This window comes from Umezakia ovalisporum Ak1311, from assembly GCF_029891685.1.
Classification (GTDB): Bacteria; Cyanobacteriota; Cyanobacteriia; order Cyanobacteriales; family Nostocaceae; genus Umezakia; species Umezakia ovalisporum.
Map to the genome: position 1 here is coordinate 19,787 of NZ_JANQDJ010000070.1, position 23,984 is coordinate 43,770.

Here is a 23,984-nt window from a genome sequence, read left to right on the forward strand (position 1 = left end):
GTCTCTGTGCCTTTGGGTGAAAAAAAGCTTCTACTTAAACCGCCATAGCAAAACCCGATTATTTCCAGAGTCAGCAATTACCGCAGTATTACCACAAACCTTTACTCCATAACACCAGTTCAAACTATCTCGTTTAGGTAAACCAAAATTACGATTTTCACCTTTACTTTTAAAATTTATTTGTCCAGCCACACCTGTAGCTGGCAATGAAAACATATCAGCCACCCCACCCTGCAATAATAATAGTAACTCTGGCTTTCTCCACCCTAACAAACGAGAATTAGCCGTATCAGCCACCAATAACCAATCCTCTGTAGCACTTACACCATAAGGCATACTCATAGTCCTAGCAGTAGGAAAATACAAACCTTGATTCATTTCTACGCAATCAAAACTTTTTTGTCCTAGAACTACCGCACAAGGAGTGTTATTTTCTGTGGGTATTCCCTTCCAAATCATCACCCGGTTATTTCCAGCATCAGCCACAACTAAATTATTTGCCCAAACCGTAATATCATGACACCAACGCATACTCCCAGCCCCAGGAAAATCACCTCCATTTTCATGGCGAGATATCATATCTCTTTGCCCCAAAACTAAATCCGCAGGTTCACCATTTTCTGTGGGTAACTGATGCCAAATTAATAAACGACGATTTCCTGTATCAGCTACAAATAGCCTTCCTTGATAATAGAAAATACCATAAGGCCAGTACATACTATTAGCAGCAGCTTGTTGAGTTCCCCTATTTGGTTCATTCTCACTAAAATTACCTTGTCCTAATACCAAATCCGCTGGAACATGACTATCTTCTGGTACAGTTTTCCAGATCAATACCCGATGATTCCAAGCATCAGCCACGGCTAAACCTTGACCACAAGCACAAATTACCGTCGGTACACTAAAAGTATTTGCTCTTGGTGTACCTTTAGCATTTTGTCCCTCATCATAAAAATTCTCTTGTCCAATTACCCAATCAGCAGGTTGACTATCTGTGGTGGGTAAATTTCGCCATCCTAATAATCGATGATGTCCTGTATCCGATACCCACAACAGCCCCGTTGCGTCCATTAAACAAGCACCACGAGGGGCAAACATATTTATAGGACTAGGTGCTATGGGTATAGCTAATATATCTGCTGCAATAATATTACCTAAAATAACTTCCGCACCATGAGATGATAAAGGTAATAACTCTGAAGCAGGACTCAAATTGATGGGGATATTCATTAATTACACATCAACATTGAAAACTATTTAAAGTTATTGGTAGGCAAATATTCAATTAAATTGAATATTTAGGGAGTTGGACAAAAACTTTCTCCTTTCTAATTTGTACTGCATAAGACTGCAATGTAACATCGGCAATAGTTAAACACTCTCCGGTTTCTAAGTTATACTCAAATTTATGAGATGCACAAGACAGAATAGTATGATTTAATTTCCCCATATCTAAAGGAGTTCCTAAGTGTGGACAAGCATTGAGGTAGCAATTAACATTTACACCTTGACGATATAAAATTAAAGAATTCTTACCTACTTTACCTGTCAATATTCCAAAATCAGGAATTTGATCAATTGTTGTCACTTTCACCCAAGTAGCAGTATCCTCGGGCAAAAATAAACTGTTCACACTAGAGTGGTCAGTAAAACTATGATTAAGTGCAATAACTTGAGTAATTTCCGGACAATAATTTTTTATCGCCTGTTCCACACTTTGACTTAACGTCAAATTAGACGTTGGACAACTGCTACAAGTTCCAATTAATTTAACTTGTACTGTATCTGGTGCTTTAATTGCCACAAATTCCACATCGCCGTTATGGCTCTTTAACCCTGGGCGGACTTCTGCAAGTGCTGCTTGGACTCGTTCTATTAGTGGTAGTTGTGGTGGTTTAATTAGTTCGTGATACAGCAAAACTGAATATACTACGTCATCATCCACAGCCTGACCCAAAGCTGACATTGATTGTTGCTTTAAGGTTTTAATTAAATGTGTCAATGCTGCTTTATGTAAATCTTCAATCGCTCTTTTTAGTCCTACTGCTACACACCTCTGGCTTTCATCCCATTGGGATATAATTGCCTCAAATCGATTTATTTCTTCAACTAATTCTTCCAGCTTTGTCATTAGTCATTAGTCATTAGTCATTGGACATTAAAAATGCGTCAGTAATTACCAACCTACTAACAGCTTAGTCATATGACCATAGGTGCTTTCTCAATGAGTACATTCAGGAATATTAAGAATTCTGTACTTTGACTAATTACTTCATTTTGAAATCTTTGAGCAGAAATGGCATAACTGTACCTGTAATTAAACTAGATATTGTGATTGGTAAACAAAAGGGCAATTCAGTTTGGGACAATGATAGAAAAATAACTGTTCCAATAGCTGTACCAATCATAACTTGTTTAAAAAAATATACGGGGTTGCGTATGAGCTTCCCTTTGAGAAACAATTTGACAGCAAGCCATCCAATTTCTAGCATAATATTTCCTAATGATTTGTGAATAAATTGAGCAAAGCAAAACTTAAAATTAGGGCAGGAATTATACCAGCAGGTCCAAATAATGCCCCCAATGTTGCTGAAAATTCATAACCTATATCCTTTCCCGCCAACAGCATTCCCCCTATAGCGCCACCAATCATTGATAAGGCTGTTGCTATGAATATCCAGGTGAATTCTGTTGCTATATTCAAATCCCCAGATCCTAAAGTTGTGAGAAAATCTTTCATCCTACTTCTTGTTTTTAACTCCTAAATCATGAGAACAATGGAAAAAATGTCAAGTTAACCCGTAACCCTTCCCATTTCTGCTTGTACATCTTGTATTGCTTGTCCCACAGCTTCCGCTTGTTCTATTTGCTGATTTTCGCTAAAAATTGCCCAAGCTTCTTGATAGTAAGAATTTGCTTGCAAAAGGTTTTGAGCATTACCCGCTTCTGGTTTTTTTGGGTTGTCCGGTAAGTTGAATAAAGCGTTAGCTTTGTTAGAAATGGTGTTAGCGTATTCTAAGGGTGTATCTCTGGGGTTACGCACTTTTAACGCTTCGTCGTAAGCTGCCATCGCTCGTAAGTTATTATCTACAGGATGGGAACTGACTAAATATTGCAAAGCATTACCCAAGTTGTTTTGTAACATCGCATATTCCCTGGGATGCTCAATTAAGTTAATATGCTTTAATGCCACTTCAAAGGATTGCACTGCTAAACCTTGGCGCAAGTATTCCCGTTCCGATGCCATAGGCATGGACAGATAAGCAATGGCAATATTATTGTATAAAATTGCGTATTCTTGTGGGTAATCTTTCCAGGTAAACACCTGCAAAGCCTCGTGATAAGCTTTGATGCTGTCCGTAATTCGTGCCAGATTAAATGGCACCAAACACTGCAACACCAACCCATAATTCATCTGTGCCTCTGCTAGTTCCTCTGGCAAGGCTAATTGTTGTAAAATTGGCAAAGCTTCTTCATAGCTGCCTTTGGCTTGCAGTAAAAGTTGGGAACCTTCTTCAGGTATAGTTTGTAACGTTCCTGCCATCCCCACCAAAGCCCGTGCTTGCAATAAGGGATAATCCTCACCGCACATTTGATACGCCCGATAGTATAGCCCCACTGCATACCGCAAATCTTGGCTAGTTTTGGGCTGCTTATGAAAGCCTTGAGCCATGTCTATCAGCATTTGAATTTTTTCTGCTGGCGTCGCTGACTCTGATGCTATTGCTGCTATAGCAGCTTTCACTGCTGAATCTGTAATGCTGGGGTTCATAACTGCCTTGATTTGGTCAACGCCCATAGGTGGGTTTATTAACTAAGTCGATTTACGCAGATGTTGAATCCCATTTCCCTATACCCTTGTCAAGACCTTATTGATCTCGTCTTGCCAAATTGTGTAAATCAGTTTCTTCACTATAGAACAATCTATTTATAAAATTCTAGGGGGAAATTGCTAATATTTATCTTACCTTTAAATACTTGCAAGATTTAATAGCTATTTTCGCCTTGTTAATTAGGAGTATAAATTGCGATTTGGACAAAGATACTATTAATAATTAATTTTTATTTAATAACTAAAAATCTATTAAAAAACTAGACTATACTATTTAATAAATATTGATAAACAGGTGATACCCTACAAGTAATATCACCTACATCAGACATAATTAACAATAGAAAACCCTGTAGGTAATGACTAACGTACTATGGCTACAAGGTGGTGCATGTTCAGGCAACACCATGTCATTTCTAAACGCTGAAGAGCCCACAGTCTGTGATTTAATTGCCGACTTTGGCATCAAGGTACTTTGGCATCCATCTTTGGGATTGGAAATCGGTAATAACTTGCAAACCATGCTGCGGGATTGTATTTCCGGTAAGATTTCCTTAGATATTTTAGTCTTTGAAGGCAGTGTAGTTAATGCCCCCAACGGCACTGGTCAATGGAATCGCTTCGCTGACCGCCCCATGAAAGATTGGTTAACTGACTTGTCCCAAGCGGCTAAATTCATTGTAGCCGTGGGAGACTGTGCCACATGGGGAGGAATCCCAGCAATGTCACCCAATCCCAGCGAGTCAAAGGGCTTACAATTTCTCAAGGGTGAAAAAGGCGGGTTTTTAGGCAAAGATTTTATCTCTAAAGGCGGATTACCCGTAATTAATATTCCCGGATGTCCCGCCCATCCCGATTGGATCACCCAGATATTAGTGGCCATCGCCACTGGACGCATAGTGGATATTGCCTTAGATGAATTGCATCGTCCTCAAACTTTTTTCAACACCTACACCCAAACAGGCTGTACCCGTAACGTTCACTTTGCCTACAAAGCATCAACTGGGGAATTTGGTCAACGTAAAGGTTGCTTATTTTATGACTTGGGTTGTCGTGGCCCCATGACACATTCATCCTGCAACCGCATTTTGTGGAACCGTGTTTCTTCCAAAACCCGCATTGGGATGCCTTGTTTAGGTTGTACAGAACCAGAGTTTCCCTTCTTTGACCTCCAACCAGGAACAGTATTTAAAACCCAAACAGTAATGGGGGTTCCCAAAGAATTACCCCCAGGAGTCAAACAAAAACACTATGCAGTATTGACAATGGCAGCCAAAGATGCTATGCCCCTTTGGGCAGAAGAAGACTTTTTCACAGTTTAGGGAATGGGAATTGGGGAACAGAAATTTGGTTTTTTCTATCCCTCTACTTCCCACTCCCCTAATTACTTAAAGGAGAGGAGAATGACTATTCAAACGCTGGATATTTCCCCTGTTGGTAGAGTTGAGGGCGATTTAGATGTTCGTGTCGATATCGAAGACGGCCGGGTAATTAACGCCTGGACACACGCGGAACTCTTCCGGGGATTTGAAATTATACTCCGAGGTAAAGACCCCCAAGCCGGATTAATTGTCACACCCCGCATTTGTGGTATATGCGGCGGTTCACATCTAACCAGTGCATCTTGGGCATTAGATACACTCTGGGGTACAGAAGTTCCTCGTAATGCGATTTTGGCCAGAAATTTAGGTCAAATTCTCGAAACAATGCAAAGTATTCCTCGGTACTTTTATGGATTGTTTGCCATTGATTTGACAAATAAAAATTATCGTAGTAGTCGCTTTTATGAAGAAGCCTGTCGCAGATTTGCTGCTTTTACCGGCAAGTCCTACGAAATCGGCATCACAATTTCCGCCAAACCTGTAGAAATTTATGCCCTCTTTGGCGGCCAGTGGCCTCATTCTAGTTACATGGTTCCTGGTGGTGTGATGTGCGCCCCCACCCTTACAGATATTACCCGGGCTTGGGCAATTTTGGAATACTTCCGCACCAATTGGTTAGAACCAGTGTGGTTGGGTTGTTCTCTAGAACGTTATGAACAAATTCGCACCTATAATGATTTTATGGCCTGGTTGGATGAACACCGCCATCATCGTGAATCAGATTTGGGTTTTTATTGGCGCATGGGTTTAGATATCGGTCTGGATAGATATGGAGCCGGTGTTGGTAAATACGTAACTTGGGGATATTTAGCCCATGAGGACAAATACCAAAACCCCACTATCCCAGGACGCAATGCTGCCATGATTATGAAAAGTGGTGTGTATGACAGTTTCACTGATACTCACACTTTGATGGATCAATCCTTACTCCGTGAGAATACAACTCATTCTTGGTACGATGAAGGTACAGCAGATATTCACCCAAGCCATCGCACCACTAAACCCACAGTGAATAATACTAAAGATTTTCAAAATGCCTATTCTTGGGCAACTGCTGTACTTCACAAAGACTTCGGACGCTTAGAAGCAGGCCCCTTAGCCCGGCAATTAGTAGCTGGTGGAAATCACGGAGAACCTTGGCAACACCACGATAGTTTGATTTTGGATGCTTTTAAGCACATGGCTGGTGCCAATGTTCACTTGCGTCAGCTCGCACGACTTCATGAAATTGTAAAACTATATCGCCAAGCTGAACACTGCTTGCGGGAGTTTAAATTAAATGACCCCTGGTATATAAAACCCACAGAAAAAGACGGTCAGGGTTGGGGTGCAACAGAAGCGGCACGGGGTGCCTTGTCTCATTGGATTGAGGTAGAGGGGGGTAAGATTAAAAATTACCAAGTCATCACTCCCGGTACTTGGAATATCGGCCCCCGTGACGGCGAGGGTAAACCCGGCCCCGTTGAACAAGCTTTAATAGGAACACCTATCTACGATTCCACTGACCCTGTGGAAGTTGGTCACGTGGCCCGCTCCTTTGATTCTTGTTTGGTGTGTACTGTTCACGCCCATGATGCCAAAACTGGTGAGGAATTGGCGCGTTTTCGTACTGCTTAATTTAGTGAACAGTTACAGCACTTTTCAAGTAAATAAAGTACAAACCTTAATATCACAAATCTTGTGGGGTGGGCAGCAAAGCCCGCCCTTCTGTACCTACTCAGATAAAATACACTGTATATGTGTGAGGGGTGGGGAAAAGGGAAAAGTCATCAGTCAATAAATCAACATCGTATCGCTGTAACATTGATTTATACACTTCATTTTTACCACACTATTTTGTAAATTTGTAGTCTGATTATTTGTTTTCAACTCGTAGCTTAACATACTAAAACTAAGATAAATAATGCATTAGGCTAGCTATGATGCACCTCAAAAAAAATCAATTTACACCGTAAGCCTGTGCCTGATATAGCCCTACATAAATATCTCCCTCGCCTTCCTGAAGCAGCACTGCAAGAATTTATAGAATGGTGTGTTTTAGAGCAGGCAAAAGCAGCAGAATGTAATTTTACTCCAGACCAAAGTAAGTTGAATAACTTGCCTCCGACCGAGTATATTCCTAAGCTGATTGATCAGTTTATGAAGGTTAAACCAGACCCCATTAAAGCAGGTTTAGTAGCTGCCATCGCTGGTAAAGAGGCTGACAAACACGGTTTATCTGGTTTAGCAGTTGTAGCCGACTTTGTAGCACTTTATGTCAAGTACTTAATTCCTAAAGATGGCAATACTCCAGAACAAGCAGAAATGATTTTAACCGACGCATCAAAAAAGCAGTGTGAAAAATTTATGGAAATTGCTCACAAATATGGTGTAAAGTTTTAGCCAGATACCAAGGTTTGTCTATTTAAATAGACAAACCCCCTACAAATAAGCTTATTAGTTAAACTCGCAATTCTTGGAATTTAAAAATCCTCCCCATGGGCTAACCTGATTATTCCAAAATTTCTTGATTGACTTCAAATAAATTTGGATTACGTGGATCAACAGTTACTCTTAACCAATGAACATTGGGAGATCCAAAAGTCTCAACACGGGTAAAATTGGGGATAATCCTGCCCAATGAATTGTTTAGAGGTTTATCAATACGAAAGTAATGACTATCTCCATGTACCAGCATCACTGGCTTGTTGTAGTCTTCTAATTCAACTTTTAAGGCATCAATAAAATCCTTAAAACCATTATTTTCAGCATTTGCAGCTACTCTAAAATCATCGGGGTTAGCATGGATAACAATCACCATACCTAAATTATCATTGTTTTTAGCAATGACAAATGATTCCCTTAACCAAGCTAAATTAGCATCGTTACGTTCGGCATACTCAACATCATTTTCTGCATTACGCCCCAGGTTGTTGTTACTACCAACAACATGAATACCAGTAAAGAAAACATCACCATGAGTCCAGTGAAGGTTTTCACGAAACTTACTGTAAACAGGATTATTACTTTGACGGTTGAGTGTAATTTTTCTGCGTCCAAAGCTGACATTTCCAGGTGTGAACATGGAGCGTAATTTTTCTAAGCGCTCAATAGGATCATATCCACCCGCAGCCGTACGATGACAATCTGTCCACTCATTATCACCAAATATATAAATCAGGGGATATCTAAATTCTTGGAACGACTCTAATCTATCTGCAAACAACTCATCCGAGCAAAGACTAGAACCGCTCTTAAAGTCCCCATCGTGAATGACAAAATGCACCCGAGATTTATTAATATCTGTAATGAGCTTTTCATACTCCACTTCTTGCCGCTCATCATAGGGTATATCCCCAATTAAAGCAAAGTCGAAGCGTTTGGGACTGTAAGTGCTAGTGTGAGACCCTATTTGTGCATTGGTGGGACTAACCAAACTGACAGAGACACCAAATAAACAAAAGGGAATCAGGGTGGTGAGTAGCTGTTTAAATTTCATATGGTGGGCTTTTCGTTTATAAACAATTGACTCCACACTAATAGCCCCGGATTAAGATCATCTTAAGCATATGTTTAGCAAATATTAAAATATTAAATTATACACCCATGCCATCATGCTAACTATAATTGGTTGCGGTAACCTCAACCGCAGTGACGACGCTGTGGGGGTAATTATTGCCCAAAGGCTACAACAATATCTAGCTCAAAATCCCCATCCTGACGTGCAAGTTTTTGACTGTGGAACCGCAGGGATGGAGGTAATGTTCCAAGCCAGAGGTAGTAAAGCTTTAATAATTATTGATGCCAGTTCCACAGGTTCGGAACCTGGTGCTATATTTAAAGTCCCAGGCAAAGAACTAGAAGCTTTACCAGAACCCAGTTATAACTTACATAATTTTCGCTGGGACCATGCTTTAGCCGCTGGACGGAAAATCTTTGCCAATAACTTTCCCCAACAGGTAACAGTCTACCTAATTGAAGCCGCAAGTCTTGATTTGGGGCTTCAACTAAGTCCCGTAGTTCAACATTCCGCCGATTTAGTTTTTAAACAATTAACCACACTCATTAGCCAGTAAACCCAATTACAAATCATCACGCCCAATCACGATAAACAGACAGTTCATCTACCCTCATTTCAAAGGGTACACCTTGACTATCTGGGGGACAAACACGGATTTTAGCACTGCTGATAATAGAGTTCAGCAAAGTTCCCATTGGTACAATTTGTTGTAAAACACGCCAATTAGTAACTTGGTCAGGACATTCAATTACCAATGTCATCCCATTAGCCCGGGTTGTGACGTACCAGCGACAGTTAGATAGTAAGTTTTGAATGGTACGATTGCACCCCTCATAAAAATACCTACTAATGGAATCTTCTAATTGTTGCCGCAGTATAATATCTGCTGATGTGGGTTGCATAGGATGAAAATCATCACTATTAAAATAAAACTTCTTGTTAGCCATCTGCCTTTATGATCCTAGTTATTTCCCAATAGCCATTCCATAGAGGATATCTTTGTTGGTTTGTAATAATTCTTGGGTTTCGTCATCGTAATAAGCACCAATTCCACTACAATTAATTCCCAAATAATTGCTCACCAAATAAATTCTTTGTCCTAGAAAACCAGCTAATTGCATAGCAGTTTGATAATTTACATAGTCAGAAACAAAGAACAAAGTTACAGCACAATCTCCAGCCATCCCTTGATTTACACATAAGTAACTTGTCTTTTCCGCGAAATTACCTGCTGTGAGCAGATGCGTACCTTTATATATTCCAGGTAATATCCCTTCAACTCGATGCACAACACAGTAAATTTGGATTTCCTCAAAATGCTGTGTTGGTATTGGTTGTTCTATTTGTCGCCAAATATATACATAATCTTCTTGAGAAATAAACTGTTTCCGGAAACGTCTAATTGAACGTCTATTCCAAACAGTTTGATAAAATTGATCTTTGTTGAAGTGAAACTGTGGCCGTTGTAGTGGCTGTGCTAGGCTTTGTTGCACAGCTGTTACTTGATAGCTATGCTCAATGAATTGGTTAGCTTCAAAATAATCAGTACCACAGACAAAAGGAACTTTGAGTCTTAAACCTCTTACAGGTTTGTCTAGCACCTCACCTGAAATTACCCCACCAGTGATAAACTCTTTATTTTCAAAGCCTAAAACTGTATTGAGGGCAAGTTTATCAAAGTCGAAGATCAGTTGTATATCTTGGTTATAGAGATAAGCTGATGCTGCAATCGCGCCTAAATGATGACCGCTATCTAAAAAGCAATATCTTAGGCTCCTATCCTGATATTTCCAGCTAGACCTATAATAAACACAACTAATTAAAAAAATGCATCCTCTGATACTTTTTCCCGGTATAATATGATTTTCTAATCCATCATCAATTAATTCATATATAAGAGTTAGACAATTATTCTCAACTTCTAGATGATAGATACCATCTACTATTTCTGATATCCCGCGAATTTGTACATAAAGTTCTGTAGGATATAAAGCACCTGCTGATGGATTTACCCGTAGTTTGTGGTGCACATCTTTATATACCTTTTCTAGGGTAACTGCACTGGTTAACCAAATAAACCCATGAAGAGAATTATTGAGATTTAATTTCACCCGACGGTAAAATTTTGGATAGACTTTAAATGCAGTTGGCTGTGTTCCATGGTCTACATAATTAGGGTTAATCTGTACAGAGAGATAAGAATGCTTGGTAGCATCGTGGTAAGCTACTTCTGAATTATTACGTTTCGGCATTTTTCAGCAACCTTAAAATTTCTATATTGCTAGCAAAATCTATTGCTCTATAATCATCTAAATTTCTGAGATTTAAGTTAGGTTTATGTTGTAGCAGTAATTTAGCAACACCTGTCTTTCCTGCTGAAGCTGCATACATTAAAACAGTTGTACCGTTATCATTTTGATTATCAATATTGATTTTGGCACCAAGCAACAAGCTAATTAACTCATAATGATTACCGAAACAGCCAAACCACAAGGCATTATTATTCTCATTATTTTTAGCATTAATATTTGCGCCTAAATCAATCAGTTCTTTGACAACTCCATAGACTCCCTCTCTAGTAGCCGTCATTAAAGCTGTGTCGCCATTTTTGCCTGGTTGATTTAAATTTTCGGGATTGTAGCCCTTTGCTATCAGCCATTCCTTGGTGATTTCACTCAACTTTTGCTTTTTGATCTGATTCATAACTAATCCTTAATACTCGTAAATTGACTCAACAAGATGAATAATAGGTTATACCCACTATTCATCAACTAAAGATTATCGACTTCGTAATGATTACAGTACTGACAATCCTCGCTATTAATTAGTAGCTTGAAACATTCCATTACAGAAGTAGGTTAATACTAAAATAATACTTACCCAGACCTTCGTTATTTTATCCTGGACCCTATCTTACCTTCTGCCTAATTTTGAGCATCACCAGAATAAAGATATAAATATCTTCCGTAACCCCATAACCGCTTTTTATTGGAGTTTAAGTTCACTGACAACAATTTAGCTTACTTATATATTATCATTCTGATAAGTTTAAATTATGAATCATTTATAAAGATGCCAACACATCTTAGTTGAATTGGCTAAATAAAAAATTAAAATGCAGCTAAAACTACAATTACAGCAGTTTTCAAGTAAATAAACTACAAACCTTAATATCATAAATCTTGTGGGGCGGGTAGGATGCCCGCCCTTCTGTACCTACTCAGATAAAATACGCTGTAAATTTCAAAAATATGCAGTTCTGCTGTAACTTGAATTTAAATATGGTTAACTAATGTTAAAAATTCCCTAAAAATATGTTAAATTTTATATGTTCGGTTCTAGTAGAAATCAACTATTAGAAGCAACAGGGAAAGTCCGGTGTAAGTCCAGCACTGTCCCGCAGCTGTAAACCAATTTTAATTTTTAATTTGAGATTGAAATTTAAAATTGTGTAAGTCAGAATCCCCACCCATAGAAAAGTAAATTTAGCCAAAATCTACGAGGTACAGATGACAGCAGAACATAGAATATTTGTTTGTACCACTTGTGCCAGTAAGTGGGAAAATGGTAAGCGTGTTGGTGAAAGTGGTGGAGAACAGCTTCTTAAACAATTGCAACTAGATTATTTTAATTGGGAGTTGAATACAGAATTTGTCATTCAACCAGTGCAATGTATGAGCGCTTGTAATCGTTCTTGTGTTGTTGCCTTTGCTTCACCCAACAAATCTACGTATCTTTTTGGCGACATTTCTTCTGATTTATCAACTACAGAACTTGCTGGTATATTCCAGTGTGCAGGTAAATATTATGCACACCCACAAGGTTCATTACCTTGGAGTGAACGTCCACAACCACTCAAAAAAGGAATTTTGGCAAGTATTCCACCAGTACCTGTGCCCTCCGCCATAAAATCTACTTAGTTAGGAGTCTGTAGCTAACACTACTATATTCTAACCACATTGTAGCAGTTGGCGGTAAATATTTTTAACATGGTGTCAAATGTTAACTTGTTAATTTTTCAAATCAATTTTGTTAGCAAGAAATTTTCCAGCAATTTTATCTGATTAAAATCAGCATAAAAGATGAAGGATATAATTGCTCCTTCATCCTTAATTAAAGATTGCTAAGAGTAGCGATGAAAATCAAATTTTACACAAGATATGGTTCTTGATGGGTTTTAATTGTGCAATTAGACCGGGGATAAGTAACGCAAAGGAGAGCGAATCCTTTAGACATTTGGTCGTCATCTAAAAAGATTTGATCAGATTGATCAACTTCACCTTCCACTACTTTTCCCACACAACTTGAGCAAGAACCTGAATGACAAGAGAAAGGCAATTCAATACCATTTTCTTCTGCTGCGTCTAAAATGGTAGTCTCTTCATCAACTTCAATTGTGGTGTCGATATCTTGCTTTTTGTTGATTAATCTAACTTGGTAGCTTGCCATTTTCCGATTCTCCTCAAAAATTATAATACAATTGGATCGGTTACTCGAAGTTTATTTAGTCAAATCAAAACTTCGAGAAGCAGCCCAGAAGACTATACTGCGTTGATAGATTTCTCCTGGCTGTAGGGTATGTCCCAATTACTATGGGCTTCATCAACTTGCCTCTGGGACAAAGGTTGTAGATGGGCAAATGTCCGTTATTTCCCAGGAAAGCAATGAAAGTCTATTTCTGACTAACAGAACTTCAGAAAAACTCCACACAAGTGTCTTTCTCAATCCTCCAAACATTCAACTACCTGCAAGGTACACCCGTGGGTGTGCCATCGTCTGTTTTGAAAGATTTTCCGCAACCGCAGGTATCACTTGCATTGGGGTTAGTGAACTTAAAGCCACTTTCCATCACACCCTCTACAAAGTCGATCACAACCCCATCTAATAACGGCGCACTTTTGGCATCAACGTAAATCAGCACATTACCTTGCTGAATTACCAAATCATCTGATTGTGGTTTGCTGGTGAACTCTAGTCCGTATTCATAGCCACTACAACCACCACTTTTTACAGATACACGGATACCTTTTTTAGCCTCATTATTATCAGAGGTTGAACCTCGTAAAAATGCCCGCAGACGAAATTCTGCTTTTTCTGTTAACTTAACAGCCATTAGGTCTCCTGATTTGTGGCGATGAAGTTCTGCTGATTTTGAGTGTGGGAATGTTTGTTAGTTAACTAGGTTGTACAATTGCTTGTAGCTTCTACAGAAGGAGATTGTCCGTACCTCCAGGGCGCTGTGTTACCGCATACAGGGCAAGCGCGATCGCGCTGAGAACGACGCTTGGCGAATTCCATCCGATTCAAGTCAATTGTCAACAACTGGGACAATAAAGGTTGACTGAACCCAGTAATCAGCTTAATTGCCTCCAACGCTGTCAAACAAGCTAGTGTCCCAGATACAGCCCCCAGAACTGCAAAAGCACGTCGATCCCATTCAGGCTTTTCTGGAAACAGACAAGATAAACAAGGAGTCACACCAGGAATAATCGTAGTCAGGTAAGCCTCCATCCCATCCATTGCAGCTTCCACCATTGGTTTACGCCAACGCACACAAGCTTCATTCAGCAAGTTACGTTCCGTAAAATTGTGGGCGCAGTCCAGGGCCATATCAGCCGGTTGTACCAGGGAGTCTACATTTTCCGGGGTGATGTAATCATGAACTACTTCCACTTGGATATCAGGATTGATACCTTGGAGAGTTTCTTTAGCCTTGAATACCCTTGGTTTACCCACCCAATCATCAGTCATTAAAATCTGACGATTCATATCATCTAACCGCAAGTTACCACCCCGCACTAGGATTAGTCGCCCAACGCCCGCTACTGCTAAGTAAAGCGCCGCCGTACCACCTAATCCCCCCACACCCGTTACCAGAACCGTCGCTGACTTCAGGCGTTTTTGAGCTAGTTCGCCAAAGCTTGGCAGCATCATTTGGCGACTATAGCGTTCTAATTCGGTAGGCGTTAGGTTGATCACTTTTTACCTCCTAATCAGAAGTGATTTCTGTCAGCGTAACTACATTCTTCGGTTTCTCTTTAAATACCTTGAACAGCTTTTGTTCATGGGGTGTTGATTCCAGAAAAACATCATAAGCTTTTTGCAAAGCCAATGCATATTGAGCAAGTTTTTCTTCTGGAGTTAAATGAAGAGACATTTCATCAATTTCTGCCATATTTTGAGAAAACTTCTTCAAAATATGCAAACGATTGACATTCACAATTTGTTGGTCGTAGGGTAAATTAAAAAAATCAAAAAACTCTTCTGCATCTACGAGGTTTTTGAACTCATTAATATTTGTACTCATTGGGAACTCTCCATTATTTTTAGCTGTTGCTTCAGTTCATCCAGCTGTTGATAAACTTGATAAGTCCCAGCTGCCACATCCATAAGTGTTTTGTAATCTGTGGGCAAACCTTCTGCTAAATCATGCAGATCCATTTTCATTTGACCTGCTTTACTATTGAGCCGCTTGATCTTGTTTTTAAGTTCTTCAATATCTGTTGTACTCACTTGCCTCATTGACTACTCCTTGTTATGTGCAGAAAAATTCCAACAAACACCTTTGTGTCTATTACTTATTGTTGACAAAATCATTCTGACCACAAAGACACTAAGACACAAATCTAAATTAACTTTTGCAGCGAGTTTAAAGTTTGCCTACTTCAGGATAAGTTTTGCCCAACTCAACACCTTTTGTAACATAACTTTCTCCCTCTTCTGCTAATTTTTCGAGGGAGTCAAAACCAAATCGATGAGCATCACGTAAGGTTTTTTTAGTAAGCAAGAGACGACCAGAAAAAATCAATGCCCAGCCAAATCCTTCATGGCTTAAGTCTAATACTACCTGAGAAATTAAACCTGTTTCTTGTTCTATCCGAGCAGCTACAGCCCGAAAAAATGACATAATCCGTGCTTGAGTAATTGCATCAACTTCACCCTCCAGAGAAATTTCCCGTTTCTTTTGTTTGGTAACTACAAATGGTTTCAGTATTAGTTCATCAGACCAATTCCGATAAACTCCATAGGTATCTTGTCCGCGAATTTGTTGTACTAATGTCTTGAGAAAAGGAAAGTTCAAGACTACTGTATCTGTGCTGCCGTTCACACTATTATTTGTACTCATACCGTGGCTTAAAGTTAAAATCAATCTGCAAAGTTGGGAGTAGTTTGTCTTAATGCTTTCCGTAACCAAGGTGGAGGATTACCTTTGAGAGTTTGCACAAGTTTAGTGAGAACTTCACTAATTTCTTCAGCTTCTGATTTAGCTTTAACCGGAGTTACACCTTTCTTAATTAAACGGGCGGCGGCGCTACCACCAATTGCGGCCACATAAACGATGGTACAATCAACTAAAGCATCAAGTTTGGGAGTGATTTTATCTTCATTCCCATCTTCTTTAAGGTCACCGTCAAACTTCAAAGTTTCTAGAAATTGATATCCCTCGTCAGAGATTTCATAAACATCAATTTCTCTTGCCCAGCCGAAGTGAGCATTAATATGAACTCGGTCACTTGTGGTAAAGGCAATTTTCATTCTGTTTTCCTGGATGGGGAATTGAGTATTAGGTATGGAGAAAAAATTGATTCTGATTACTCAGATACCAGTTGCCATAAATGTTTAACTCTCTTTTCTTCCGCTTCTAAAAAGAGGTTACCGATACCAAATAGAAGTTCCATTGTGCCTCGATAGCCAACTTTAGTGAAGTATCCATTACCTAAACGGTCGTAAATGGGAATACCCAAACGATAAAGAGGAATACAAAGACCTTTGGCCATGGCACGTAAATTAGAATTACCAATCAATAAATCAGACCCAACTGCTAGTTGCTCAAAGTCATCTAAATCACCAATGGTGACACTTTTAACAGGGAGTTTTTCTAACAGAGGCGATCGCGTGGTAGTCACAGCCCCATGAATTTGAGTCCCCATGGATTGCAAAAAGTTAACCATTGACCATAACAAATCAGGTTCTAAGGCCAAAGAAACTCGCTTTGCACTAAAGTAAAAATGAGTATCTAGCATGGCATCTTGCAACTGGCGACGTTGGTGGCAATATTTTTGCGGTACGCTGTTGCTGCTGAGAATGGATAATGCTTGCAAAAACTCATCTACAGGTTCCAAGCCAGTTAGTTCCCCAAACACTTCATAGGGGATGTTAAATCGGTCTTCTAGGATTTTGGCTGCGGGGCGCATACTTTCCCCCAAAGCGATGGTAAAGGCGGAACTACCTATGTCTCGTAGCTGTTTTAAGGTGGTACCACTGGCTGTAATGGCACTATAGCCATCTTCTAAATGACCATCCAGGGAAGCGCCTAGGTCAGGTAAAACAATTGGTACCAAGCCAAAGGCACTCACCATCTCCCTGATTTCCTGTACATCCCCCGGAGTCAGAGAGGAACCAGCCAAAATTGTGACTTGCTCGGTTCTAATACCACCAGGTTTAGGAATTTCCCTGACTATACTTTCCACAGCCGTAGCAAAGCCATCTTGCAGCGCACCTTTAAAATCCGGGGTAGGAGCAAATACAATGGGTAAGTGATTTAATTCAGGATGGCGATGGCGGATATCCTTGAGAAAACCCTCAAGATCATCTCCTCTAGTTTCCGTTAGCCCCGTGCTACATAGACCAATAATTTCCGGTTGTACCTTCTCCACTAGGGTGAGAATAGCCTGTTCCACATTATCTTCACCACCCAAAATAGTGGTGACTTCAGTCATGGCTGTAGTGGCTAAGGGAATAGCTTCCCGAAAATGCCGTACAAGCACGACTTTGGCGAAGGCAGTACAACCTTGGGAACCGTGGAACAGGGGTATCATCCCCTTTAATCCCAAAAAGGCTAAAGATGCCCCCAAAGCCTGACTTTGCTTGAGAGGATTAACTGTAAGTGCTTTATTGGGAAGATTAACAATGGCCATTGCATTAATACCTATGTGTATCGGGATTGGGGATTTGGGAATAGGCAGTGGGTAGTAGGGAGTTGGGAGTAACTATTCTTCCTCATCCTCCTCATATTTGTTGTCTCCCCTAAACCTCAGTGTCTTCCCAAGGAGCAGGCCTACGTATTTGTTCCCAAATTGGGCTATAAAGAGCTTCATACAATTCCCGTGCCATCTCCACCATACCCAGATAACCTGCATAAGGATGGTGGCGTTCTTGGTTAATATCCAGGAAAGGAATCCGGGCTTTCAGGGCAGTATATTGGTTACGACCACCAGCAATCAACATATCAGCGCCGGTGTCCTTGACCAGCTTTAACAATTCTTTGGCGTTGCCCTTCTCCATCATGATGCCCTCCTGACCAATCAATTTCTTGATGCGGGCTTTATCTTCCTCTGTACTTTTTCTCGTACTGGTAGCAACAACTTCTATTCCCAAATCCTTAGCTGCGGAGATAATCGACCAACTCTTAACACCACCAGTATACAACACAACCCGCTTACCTTTCAGTCGAGCGCGATAGGGAGCCAACGCTAAATCAAGAACCGCAGTTTCTTCGGCAATCAACTTTTCTGTGCGTTCTTGTAAATCAGCATCACCCAATTGAGCAGCAATGTTCCGTAGACAACGATTCATATCATCGATGCCATAAAAAGACTCTTCAATGTAAGGAATGTTGTAGCGTTCCTCCATCTTTCTTGCCATGTTCAGCAAAGCTCGTGAGCAGATCATGACATTGAGCTTGGCACGGTGGGCGTAACGAACCTCGTTATAGCGAGCATCCCCTGTTATTTTGGATAAAACACGAATGCCTAATTTTTCTAGCAGTGGTGTAACTCCCCACATTTCTCCGGCGATGTTGTACTCACCGATTAAGTTAATATCATAAGGCGTAGTTGTTTCGGGTTCTGCTGTACCAACTACATATTCTAGTAAAGCTTCTCCACCAAAACGGTTGCCTAAATTCTTACTGCCAATAAATCCCGGAGCAATGACAGGAATCACCGGAGTGGCAATTATTTCAGCGGCCGCCTTGCACACAGCCTCCATATCATCGCCAATCAAAGCAGTTACACAGGTAGCATAGACAAAAATTGCCGTCGGCTTGTAACGTTCTTGCAGTTCTAGAATTGCCTTATAGAGCTTTTTTTCACCCCCAAAAATGACATCATTCTCACTTAAGTCCGTAGTAAACCCCATCTTGTAGAGTTGGGGGCCAGAGGATAGACTACCACGACTACCCCAAGAATTGCCAGCACAAGCAATGGGTCCGTGGACTAAGTGAGCTGCATCAGTAATTGGCACTAGGGCAATCATTGCACCATCAAAAGCACAGCCTCCTTGAGCAGCTCCTGGTTGAGCTTGTTGGGTGCAAGATTTATTTTTCTTTTCCCCCTGTTTTTGTTGATTATGTTCACATCCTGACTCACTGAGCAGCTCGTTGATTTTACCTTGGGTACTTTTCATCTCTCTTCTCTTGCTGGATCGACAGTGTTCATATCATTTATCAGCTATTAGCCTATTGACTATTCACTGAGCAATACACTTCCTGCAAAAATCTTATTTATTCCACATTCACAGAGAGAATTCATCAATGTAATTCTGTGGTTAATTTTTTATAAAATTGACTTTTGCAAGATAGTTTATGTGTAATAAATAGAGACAACTCTCTAACAAATGTATTTCGTAATATCCTCTCCACACTCATCAGCTAGATAAGATAAAGCACGAAAACGCATCCCCACAAATTCGTCATATAAGGGATTGAGTTTACACAGTGCTGGAATATGAAAATTCCGCCCAAATAAACTGATGTTGCGCTCAAAGGGACAACAACAGGGAATTAATTGACAAATTACATGAGCAAGGCGGGCATCTTTAATTGAAATTCTATTCAGCCAACTACGCAAAGGATTGAGCCAATTATTCCAGCAACCTGATTTTCGATTGTTAGGTGGATGATAACCAGGATGAGAGTGAGTATGATTGATAGTTTCCATAGTAGATACTTCAAATCAATAGAAAGAAAAAGAAAGGTAAGTTAGGATTAAGTATCGGGTACTGAGGATTGAGTGTTAGGGATTGAGAATAAATTTATTCTTAGTCCCCACTCCCCAGTCCTCAGTCCCTATTCGCCCTTCTTACCCTTGATTAGCACACTGCGTAAGACAATTCTTAACGAATCAAGTCGTAAGAAATATCGGTCTTAGAAGGAATATTGGTGTTGCGGTCGATTTCCTCGAAGATTGTGTTGACAATCCAGTTGAGTAAGTTGATCACACCTTGGTAACCAATGGTGCTGTAGCGGTGTAAGTGGTGGCGATCCATGATAGGATAACCAATTCTGACTAAAGGAACCTTACAATCGCGCCATAGGTACTTACCGTAGGAGTTACCGATGAGGAAGTCTACGGGTTCGGTGAACAACAAAGAACGCATATGCCATAGGTCCTTACCACCCCAAATGGTTGCATTCTGACCAAAAGGACTAGAATTTAGCAACTCTCGGAGTTCCTTCTCAAATACTTCGTTGCTGTTGTGAACTAAGATATGCACGGGTTCAGCACCCATCTCTAGCATGAAGCCCACCATGCTGTAAACTAAATCTGGCTCACCATAGATAGCAAAGCGCTTACCGTGAACCCAAGCGTGGGAGTCGGTCATAGCATCAACTGCACGACCCCGTTCAATTTCTAATTCTTCGGGAATGGGCTTACCACTTAATTCGCTGAGTTTCATCAAGAACTCGTCAGTGGCCTTAATACCCCAGGGACGGCAAACTACAGTTGGTTGTTTCCACTCTTTTTCAATGTACTCACGGGTTTTGACGGTGGAATGTGCTTGCAGAGCAACTGTAACTTTACCGTTGATGGAATCCGCAGCATCTTCTAACTTAGTACCACCTGGATACATATCGAACTCACCAGTGTTAGGTGAATCCAAGTAGTCGCTGTTTTCGGCTAAAATAGTGTAGTCAAAGCCGAACAAAGAAGCAATCCGCTTGAGTTCGCGGTTGTTGCCTACATAGGTGTCAAAACCTGGGATAAAGTTAATTTTGCCATTGCTAGTTTCTTTCTTCTTACCTGTGGTCAAGCAAGAAAGAATACCCTTCATCATGTTGTCGTAACCAGTGATGTGGGAACCAACAAAGCTAGGTGTGTGAGCATAGGGAACTGGGAAACTCTTAGGAACTGAACCAGCATCCTTGGCGTTGTTGATGAAAGCTTGTAAGTCATCACCAATTACCTCAGCCATACAGGTGGTGCAAACAGCAATCATTTTAGGCTTGTAGAGTTGGTAAGAGTTGGCCAACCCGTCAATCATATTTTGCATACCACCGAACACAGCCGCGTCTTCAGTCATTGAGGAAGACACACCAGAAAATGGTTCTTTGTAGTGACGGGTTAAGTGAGTACGGAAGTATGCAACGCAACCTTGGGAACCTTGTACAAAGGGTAAAGTACCTTCAAAACCCACAGCAGCAAAAATTGCACCTAAAGGTTGACAGCCCTTAGCAGGGTTGATTGTTAGTGCTTCACGAGCAAAGTTCTTTTCACGGTATTCCCAACTTTTTGTCCACTCTGCAACCCGTGCAACTTCTTCGGGACTGTGACCGTTTTCAAATTCCCTTTTGTTTTGGAATAGTTGTTGGTATTCTGGTTGGTGGAATAACTCAACGTGGTCTTGAATTTTTTCTGGATTTTGAGGCATTTCTGGTTCTCCAAGTTTACTGAAATCGTTCGTTACTATTTGAGGAAGTTTGTGGTGGGAGTGGGAATGTTACTCAAAATTCAGAATGCAAAAATCAAAAGATGCTTTTAACTTTTGAATTTTGAACCTTGAATTCCCGACTCCCCCCTGGGGCTAAAACCCCAGGCCATCTCTACCTATCGGTTTCGTTTTCCCTAAGCAATAGCTTTAGCTTTAGCCTTAACTTCAGCTTTCTTGCTCCAGGGAGCGCCAATTAATCCCCAAGTTGGGCTGTTGAGTGCTAAATCCATATCACGAGCGAAGATCGCAAAGCCGTCATAACCGTGATAAGGACCGGAGTAATCCCAGGAGTGCATTTGACGGAAAGGTAGACCCATCTTTTGGAAGACGTACTTCTCTTTCACACCAGAAGCAATTAAGTCTGGCTTAAGTGCTTTAACAAACTCTTCAAACTCGTAAGCAGTTACGTCGTCGTAAACGATGGTGCCATTTTCAATGTAGTGAGTGGTACGTTTGTAGTCGTCGTTATGAGCGAACTCATAACCAGTACCAATCATTTTCATGCCCAAGTCTTGGAAAGCTGGGACAACGTGGCGAGGACGCAGACCACCAACCATCATGGCGACGGTCTTGCCTTCCAAACGGGGGCGATACTTGTTAACGATAGCATCCATGGTAGGCTGATACTTAGCAATAACTTTCTCAGCATTTTCTTGGATCTTAGCGTCAAACTTAGAAGCAATTTCCCGTAGGGATTCAGCAATCTTGGTAGGACCAAAGAAGTTGTATTCTAACCAGGGAATACCATATTTTTCTTCCATGTGACGGCTGATGTAGTTCATCGAGCGGTAACAGTGGATGAGGTTCATCTTGACGTTGGGGGTCATCAACATTTCGTTGATGGTACCATCACCAGACCATTGAGCAACCACACGCAAGCCGATTTCTTCTAGTAAGATGCGGCTAGCCCAAGCATCACCACCGATGTTATAGTCACCGATGATTGCTACGTCGTAAGGGGTGGATTCAAAGTTAAGTGTACCGTCAGCCTTAGCTTTGTCGGCTCTGGGGAATACCCAGTCACGAATCATGTCGTTAGCGATGTGGTGACCCAAGGACTGGGAAACACCCCGGAAACCTTCGCAACGTACAGGAACAACAGGCTTGTCAATCTCTTTTGCTGCTTTCTTAGCTACAGCTTCGATGTCATCCCCAATTAGACCGATGGGACATTCAGACTGAATAGAAACACCACGGTTAAGAGGGAATAATTCTTCCAACTCTTGGATTAATTTCAGTAGTTTTTTGTCACCACCAAAAACGATATCCCGTTCTTGGAAGTCAGAGGTAAAGTGCATAGTACCAAAGGTATCAACACCTGTAGTACCGATGTAGTAGTTACGACGACCAGACCAAGACCAGTAACCGCAACCTACAGGCCCGTGGCTAATGTGGATCATGTCCTTAATAGGACCCCAAACCACACCTTTGGAACCTGCGTAAGCACAACCACGAGCGGTCATTACACCAGGAAGAGATTTGATGTTAGACTTAACGCCGCAGTCGGTCTTACCTTCTTCAAATACGTTTAAGTGCTTTTCGCGCTTTTTTTTAGCTTTATCTGGATAAGCTTCGAGAACTTCTTTAATTAGTTCTTTTCTTTGTTCAACAATGTTGTTGTTTTCAGGAGGTGTCATCTTAGCCTCTCAAGTTTGTAAGAATTAGGGAATAGGATCAGGTAGATGTGAGTCCCCTATCACTAGGGGGGGAGAAGAGGGTCAAAGGTCAAAGGTAAGATATAAGTTCTTGCCTTCTTCCTTTTTCCTTTTTCTGATTACTTACCAGCTGCTGCTTTAGCTGCTGCGTCTGCTGCAAGTAGTTTTTCTGCTTCTTCGTCGCTTTCGAGAATACCGAATTCGATCAACAGAGCTTCCAATTCATCCATTTCGATGGGTGTGGGGATGGTGAGCTTGTCGTTGTTGATGATTTTCTTAGCTAATGCACGGTATTCATGAGCTTGGTTGCTATCGGGTGCATACTCGTTAACTGTCATCCGACGCAATTCAGCGTGTTGAACGATGTTGTCCCGAGGTACAAAGTGAATCATCTGGGTGTTCAAACGTTCAGCCAGAGTTTCAATCAACTCGATTTCGCGGTCAACTTTACGGCTGTTACAAATTAAACCACCTAAGCGTACACCGCCAGTGTGAGCATATTTCAAAACACCACGAGCAATGTTGTTAGCAGCATACATCGCCATCATTTCACCGGAGGTAACGATGTAGATTTCTTGAGCTTTACCTTCACGGCAAGGAGCAGTGATATTATTCTTTTAGCCTGTAATTGTTTATTTTTAACAATGTTTGCTGTGACCATTGTTAATGGTGAACAACTTTTTTTACTAAGGCTACTAAGGCTAGTAAAGTAACAAGGAACAGGGAAGTTTCACCTTTATTTAGTAAATTCCAATTACCAATTAGTCAGAAATGTTGAATGTCGTTACAAAACTTTACATAGTTAGATATAGTAGTCCTATCAAAGGTGAAAATGTCAACATCTCATAATATCTTCCATCCAATGAACATAACTGATTTGTTGACACATACAAGCTTGAAGGTAG

At 40.7% G+C, this 23,984-nt stretch carries 26 protein-coding genes, 1 pseudogene and 1 riboswitch; of the genes and pseudogenes, 5 read left to right on the forward strand and 22 right to left on the reverse strand.

What is annotated here, in order from left to right:
* Positions 1-30 precede the first annotated feature (30 nt).
* From NWP25_RS13850 to NWP25_RS13870, 5 genes are all read right to left on the reverse strand, one after another.
* A complete protein-coding gene (locus NWP25_RS13850) occupies positions 31-1,230 on the reverse strand; it encodes an NHL repeat-containing protein (protein WP_280652350.1) in 1,200 nt (399 codons plus the stop codon).
* A gap of 55 nt (positions 1,231-1,285) precedes the next feature.
* Positions 1,286-2,131 (reverse strand): NifU family protein, encoded by an 846-nt coding sequence (locus NWP25_RS13855; RefSeq protein WP_280652351.1) that lies wholly within the window; start codon positions 2,129-2,131, stop codon positions 1,286-1,288.
* 136 nt (positions 2,132-2,267) lie between these two features.
* On the reverse strand, positions 2,268-2,492 hold the full coding sequence (locus NWP25_RS13860) for a hypothetical protein (RefSeq protein WP_280652352.1): 225 nt from the start codon (positions 2,490-2,492) through the stop codon (positions 2,268-2,270).
* Positions 2,493-2,500: 8 nt separating this feature from the next.
* On the reverse strand, positions 2,501-2,740 hold the full coding sequence (locus NWP25_RS13865; RefSeq protein ID WP_280652353.1) for a hypothetical protein: 240 nt from the start codon (positions 2,738-2,740) through the stop codon (positions 2,501-2,503).
* A 54-nt stretch (positions 2,741-2,794) separates the two neighbouring features.
* Positions 2,795-3,772 (reverse strand): hypothetical protein, encoded by a 978-nt coding sequence (locus NWP25_RS13870; protein ID WP_280652381.1) that lies wholly within the window; start codon positions 3,770-3,772, stop codon positions 2,795-2,797.
* Between the two features lie 419 nt (positions 3,773-4,191).
* Between NWP25_RS13870 and NWP25_RS13875 the strand changes: the two genes are divergently transcribed.
* The 3 genes from NWP25_RS13875 (at position 4,192) to NWP25_RS13885 (ending at position 7,596) form a co-directional block, all read left to right on the forward strand.
* Complete coding sequence (locus NWP25_RS13875; RefSeq protein ID WP_280657202.1) at positions 4,192-5,154, forward strand: hydrogenase small subunit; 963 nt, start codon at positions 4,192-4,194, stop codon at positions 5,152-5,154.
* Positions 5,155-5,235: 81 nt separating this feature from the next.
* On the forward strand, positions 5,236-6,831 hold the full coding sequence (locus NWP25_RS13880) for a nickel-dependent hydrogenase large subunit (protein WP_280657201.1): 1,596 nt from the start codon (positions 5,236-5,238) through the stop codon (positions 6,829-6,831).
* Positions 6,832-7,173: 342 nt separating this feature from the next.
* Positions 7,174-7,596, forward strand: coding sequence for a hypothetical protein (locus tag NWP25_RS13885; protein ID WP_280652356.1), 423 nt, complete (start codon positions 7,174-7,176; stop codon positions 7,594-7,596).
* A gap of 109 nt (positions 7,597-7,705) precedes the next feature.
* On the opposite strand, the gene NWP25_RS13890 is transcribed toward NWP25_RS13885, so the two are convergent.
* Positions 7,706-8,692, reverse strand: a complete 987-nt coding sequence (locus NWP25_RS13890) for a metallophosphoesterase (protein WP_280652357.1) — start codon at positions 8,690-8,692, stop codon at positions 7,706-7,708.
* Between the two features lie 115 nt (positions 8,693-8,807).
* Between NWP25_RS13890 and NWP25_RS13895 the strand changes: the two genes are divergently transcribed.
* The gene (locus NWP25_RS13895; RefSeq protein ID WP_280652358.1) at positions 8,808-9,269 is read left to right on the forward strand and encodes a hydrogenase maturation protease; all 462 of its coding nucleotides are present in this window, start codon (positions 8,808-8,810) and stop codon (positions 9,267-9,269) included.
* 16 nt (positions 9,270-9,285) lie between these two features.
* On the opposite strand, the gene NWP25_RS13900 is transcribed toward NWP25_RS13895, so the two are convergent.
* The 3 genes from NWP25_RS13900 to NWP25_RS13910 are packed head-to-tail and all read right to left on the reverse strand — an operon-like array spanning position 9,286 to position 11,416.
* Entirely contained in the window at positions 9,286-9,660 is a 375-nt protein-coding gene (locus tag NWP25_RS13900) for a hypothetical protein (RefSeq protein WP_280652359.1), read from the reverse strand.
* An 18-nt stretch (positions 9,661-9,678) separates the two neighbouring features.
* Positions 9,679-10,965, reverse strand: coding sequence for a SagB family peptide dehydrogenase (locus NWP25_RS13905; protein ID WP_280657200.1), 1,287 nt, complete (start codon positions 10,963-10,965; stop codon positions 9,679-9,681).
* Positions 10,952-11,416, reverse strand: a complete 465-nt coding sequence (locus tag NWP25_RS13910; protein ID WP_280652361.1) for an ankyrin repeat domain-containing protein — start codon at positions 11,414-11,416, stop codon at positions 10,952-10,954. The genes NWP25_RS13905 and NWP25_RS13910 overlap by 14 nt, the downstream gene beginning before the upstream one ends.
* Positions 11,417-12,029: 613 nt before the next feature.
* Positions 12,030-12,200: riboswitch (cobalamin riboswitch) on the forward strand.
* A 22-nt stretch (positions 12,201-12,222) separates the two neighbouring features.
* Here NWP25_RS13910 and NWP25_RS13915 point away from each other — a divergent pair.
* Positions 12,223-12,633: a DUF1636 domain-containing protein gene (locus NWP25_RS13915; protein ID WP_280657199.1), complete on the forward strand. Its 411-nt coding sequence runs from the start codon at positions 12,223-12,225 to the stop codon at positions 12,631-12,633.
* 229 nt (positions 12,634-12,862) lie between these two features.
* Here NWP25_RS13915 and NWP25_RS13920 read toward each other — a convergent pair whose 3' ends face one another.
* From NWP25_RS13920 to nifH, 13 genes and pseudogenes are all read right to left on the reverse strand, one after another.
* Positions 12,863-13,162: a 2Fe-2S iron-sulfur cluster-binding protein gene (locus NWP25_RS13920; protein WP_280652363.1), complete on the reverse strand. Its 300-nt coding sequence runs from the start codon at positions 13,160-13,162 to the stop codon at positions 12,863-12,865.
* A 292-nt stretch (positions 13,163-13,454) separates the two neighbouring features.
* The gene (locus NWP25_RS13925) at positions 13,455-13,826 is read right to left on the reverse strand and encodes a HesB/IscA family protein (RefSeq protein WP_280652364.1); all 372 of its coding nucleotides are present in this window, start codon (positions 13,824-13,826) and stop codon (positions 13,455-13,457) included.
* Positions 13,827-13,891: 65 nt separating this feature from the next.
* Complete coding sequence (locus tag NWP25_RS13930; protein WP_280652365.1) at positions 13,892-14,692, reverse strand: HesA/MoeB/ThiF family protein; 801 nt, start codon at positions 14,690-14,692, stop codon at positions 13,892-13,894.
* A 10-nt stretch (positions 14,693-14,702) separates the two neighbouring features.
* Positions 14,703-15,020, reverse strand: coding sequence for a nitrogenase-stabilizing/protective protein NifW (gene nifW / locus NWP25_RS13935; protein WP_280652366.1), 318 nt, complete (start codon positions 15,018-15,020; stop codon positions 14,703-14,705).
* Positions 15,017-15,235: a CCE_0567 family metalloprotein gene (locus tag NWP25_RS13940; RefSeq protein ID WP_280699611.1), complete on the reverse strand. Its 219-nt coding sequence runs from the start codon at positions 15,233-15,235 to the stop codon at positions 15,017-15,019. The genes nifW and NWP25_RS13940 overlap by 4 nt, the downstream gene beginning before the upstream one ends.
* 127 nt (positions 15,236-15,362) lie before the next feature.
* Positions 15,363-15,839: a NifX-associated nitrogen fixation protein gene (locus tag NWP25_RS13945; protein WP_280652368.1), complete on the reverse strand. Its 477-nt coding sequence runs from the start codon at positions 15,837-15,839 to the stop codon at positions 15,363-15,365.
* Positions 15,840-15,859: 20 nt separating this feature from the next.
* A complete protein-coding gene (nifX, locus tag NWP25_RS13950) occupies positions 15,860-16,249 on the reverse strand; it encodes a nitrogen fixation protein NifX (protein WP_280652369.1) in 390 nt (129 codons plus the stop codon).
* A gap of 56 nt (positions 16,250-16,305) precedes the next feature.
* Positions 16,306-17,631 (reverse strand): nitrogenase iron-molybdenum cofactor biosynthesis protein NifN, encoded by a 1,326-nt coding sequence (nifN, locus tag NWP25_RS13955; protein WP_280652370.1) that lies wholly within the window; start codon positions 17,629-17,631, stop codon positions 16,306-16,308.
* 109 nt (positions 17,632-17,740) lie between these two features.
* Entirely contained in the window at positions 17,741-19,120 is a 1,380-nt protein-coding gene (nifE, locus tag NWP25_RS13960; protein WP_280657196.1) for a nitrogenase iron-molybdenum cofactor biosynthesis protein NifE, read from the reverse strand.
* 203 nt (positions 19,121-19,323) lie between these two features.
* On the reverse strand, positions 19,324-19,653 hold the full coding sequence (locus tag NWP25_RS13965; RefSeq protein ID WP_280652372.1) for a Mo-dependent nitrogenase C-terminal domain-containing protein: 330 nt from the start codon (positions 19,651-19,653) through the stop codon (positions 19,324-19,326).
* Between the two features lie 175 nt (positions 19,654-19,828).
* Positions 19,829-21,364: a nitrogenase molybdenum-iron protein subunit beta gene (nifK, locus tag NWP25_RS13970; protein ID WP_280652373.1), complete on the reverse strand. Its 1,536-nt coding sequence runs from the start codon at positions 21,362-21,364 to the stop codon at positions 19,829-19,831.
* A gap of 194 nt (positions 21,365-21,558) precedes the next feature.
* Complete coding sequence (nifD, locus tag NWP25_RS13975; RefSeq protein ID WP_280652374.1) at positions 21,559-23,061, reverse strand: nitrogenase molybdenum-iron protein alpha chain; 1,503 nt, start codon at positions 23,059-23,061, stop codon at positions 21,559-21,561.
* A 137-nt stretch (positions 23,062-23,198) separates the two neighbouring features.
* Positions 23,199-23,678, reverse strand: a pseudogene (gene nifH, locus NWP25_RS13980) (nitrogenase reductase); the annotation flags it as partial.
* Positions 23,679-23,984: the final 306 nt, after the last annotated feature.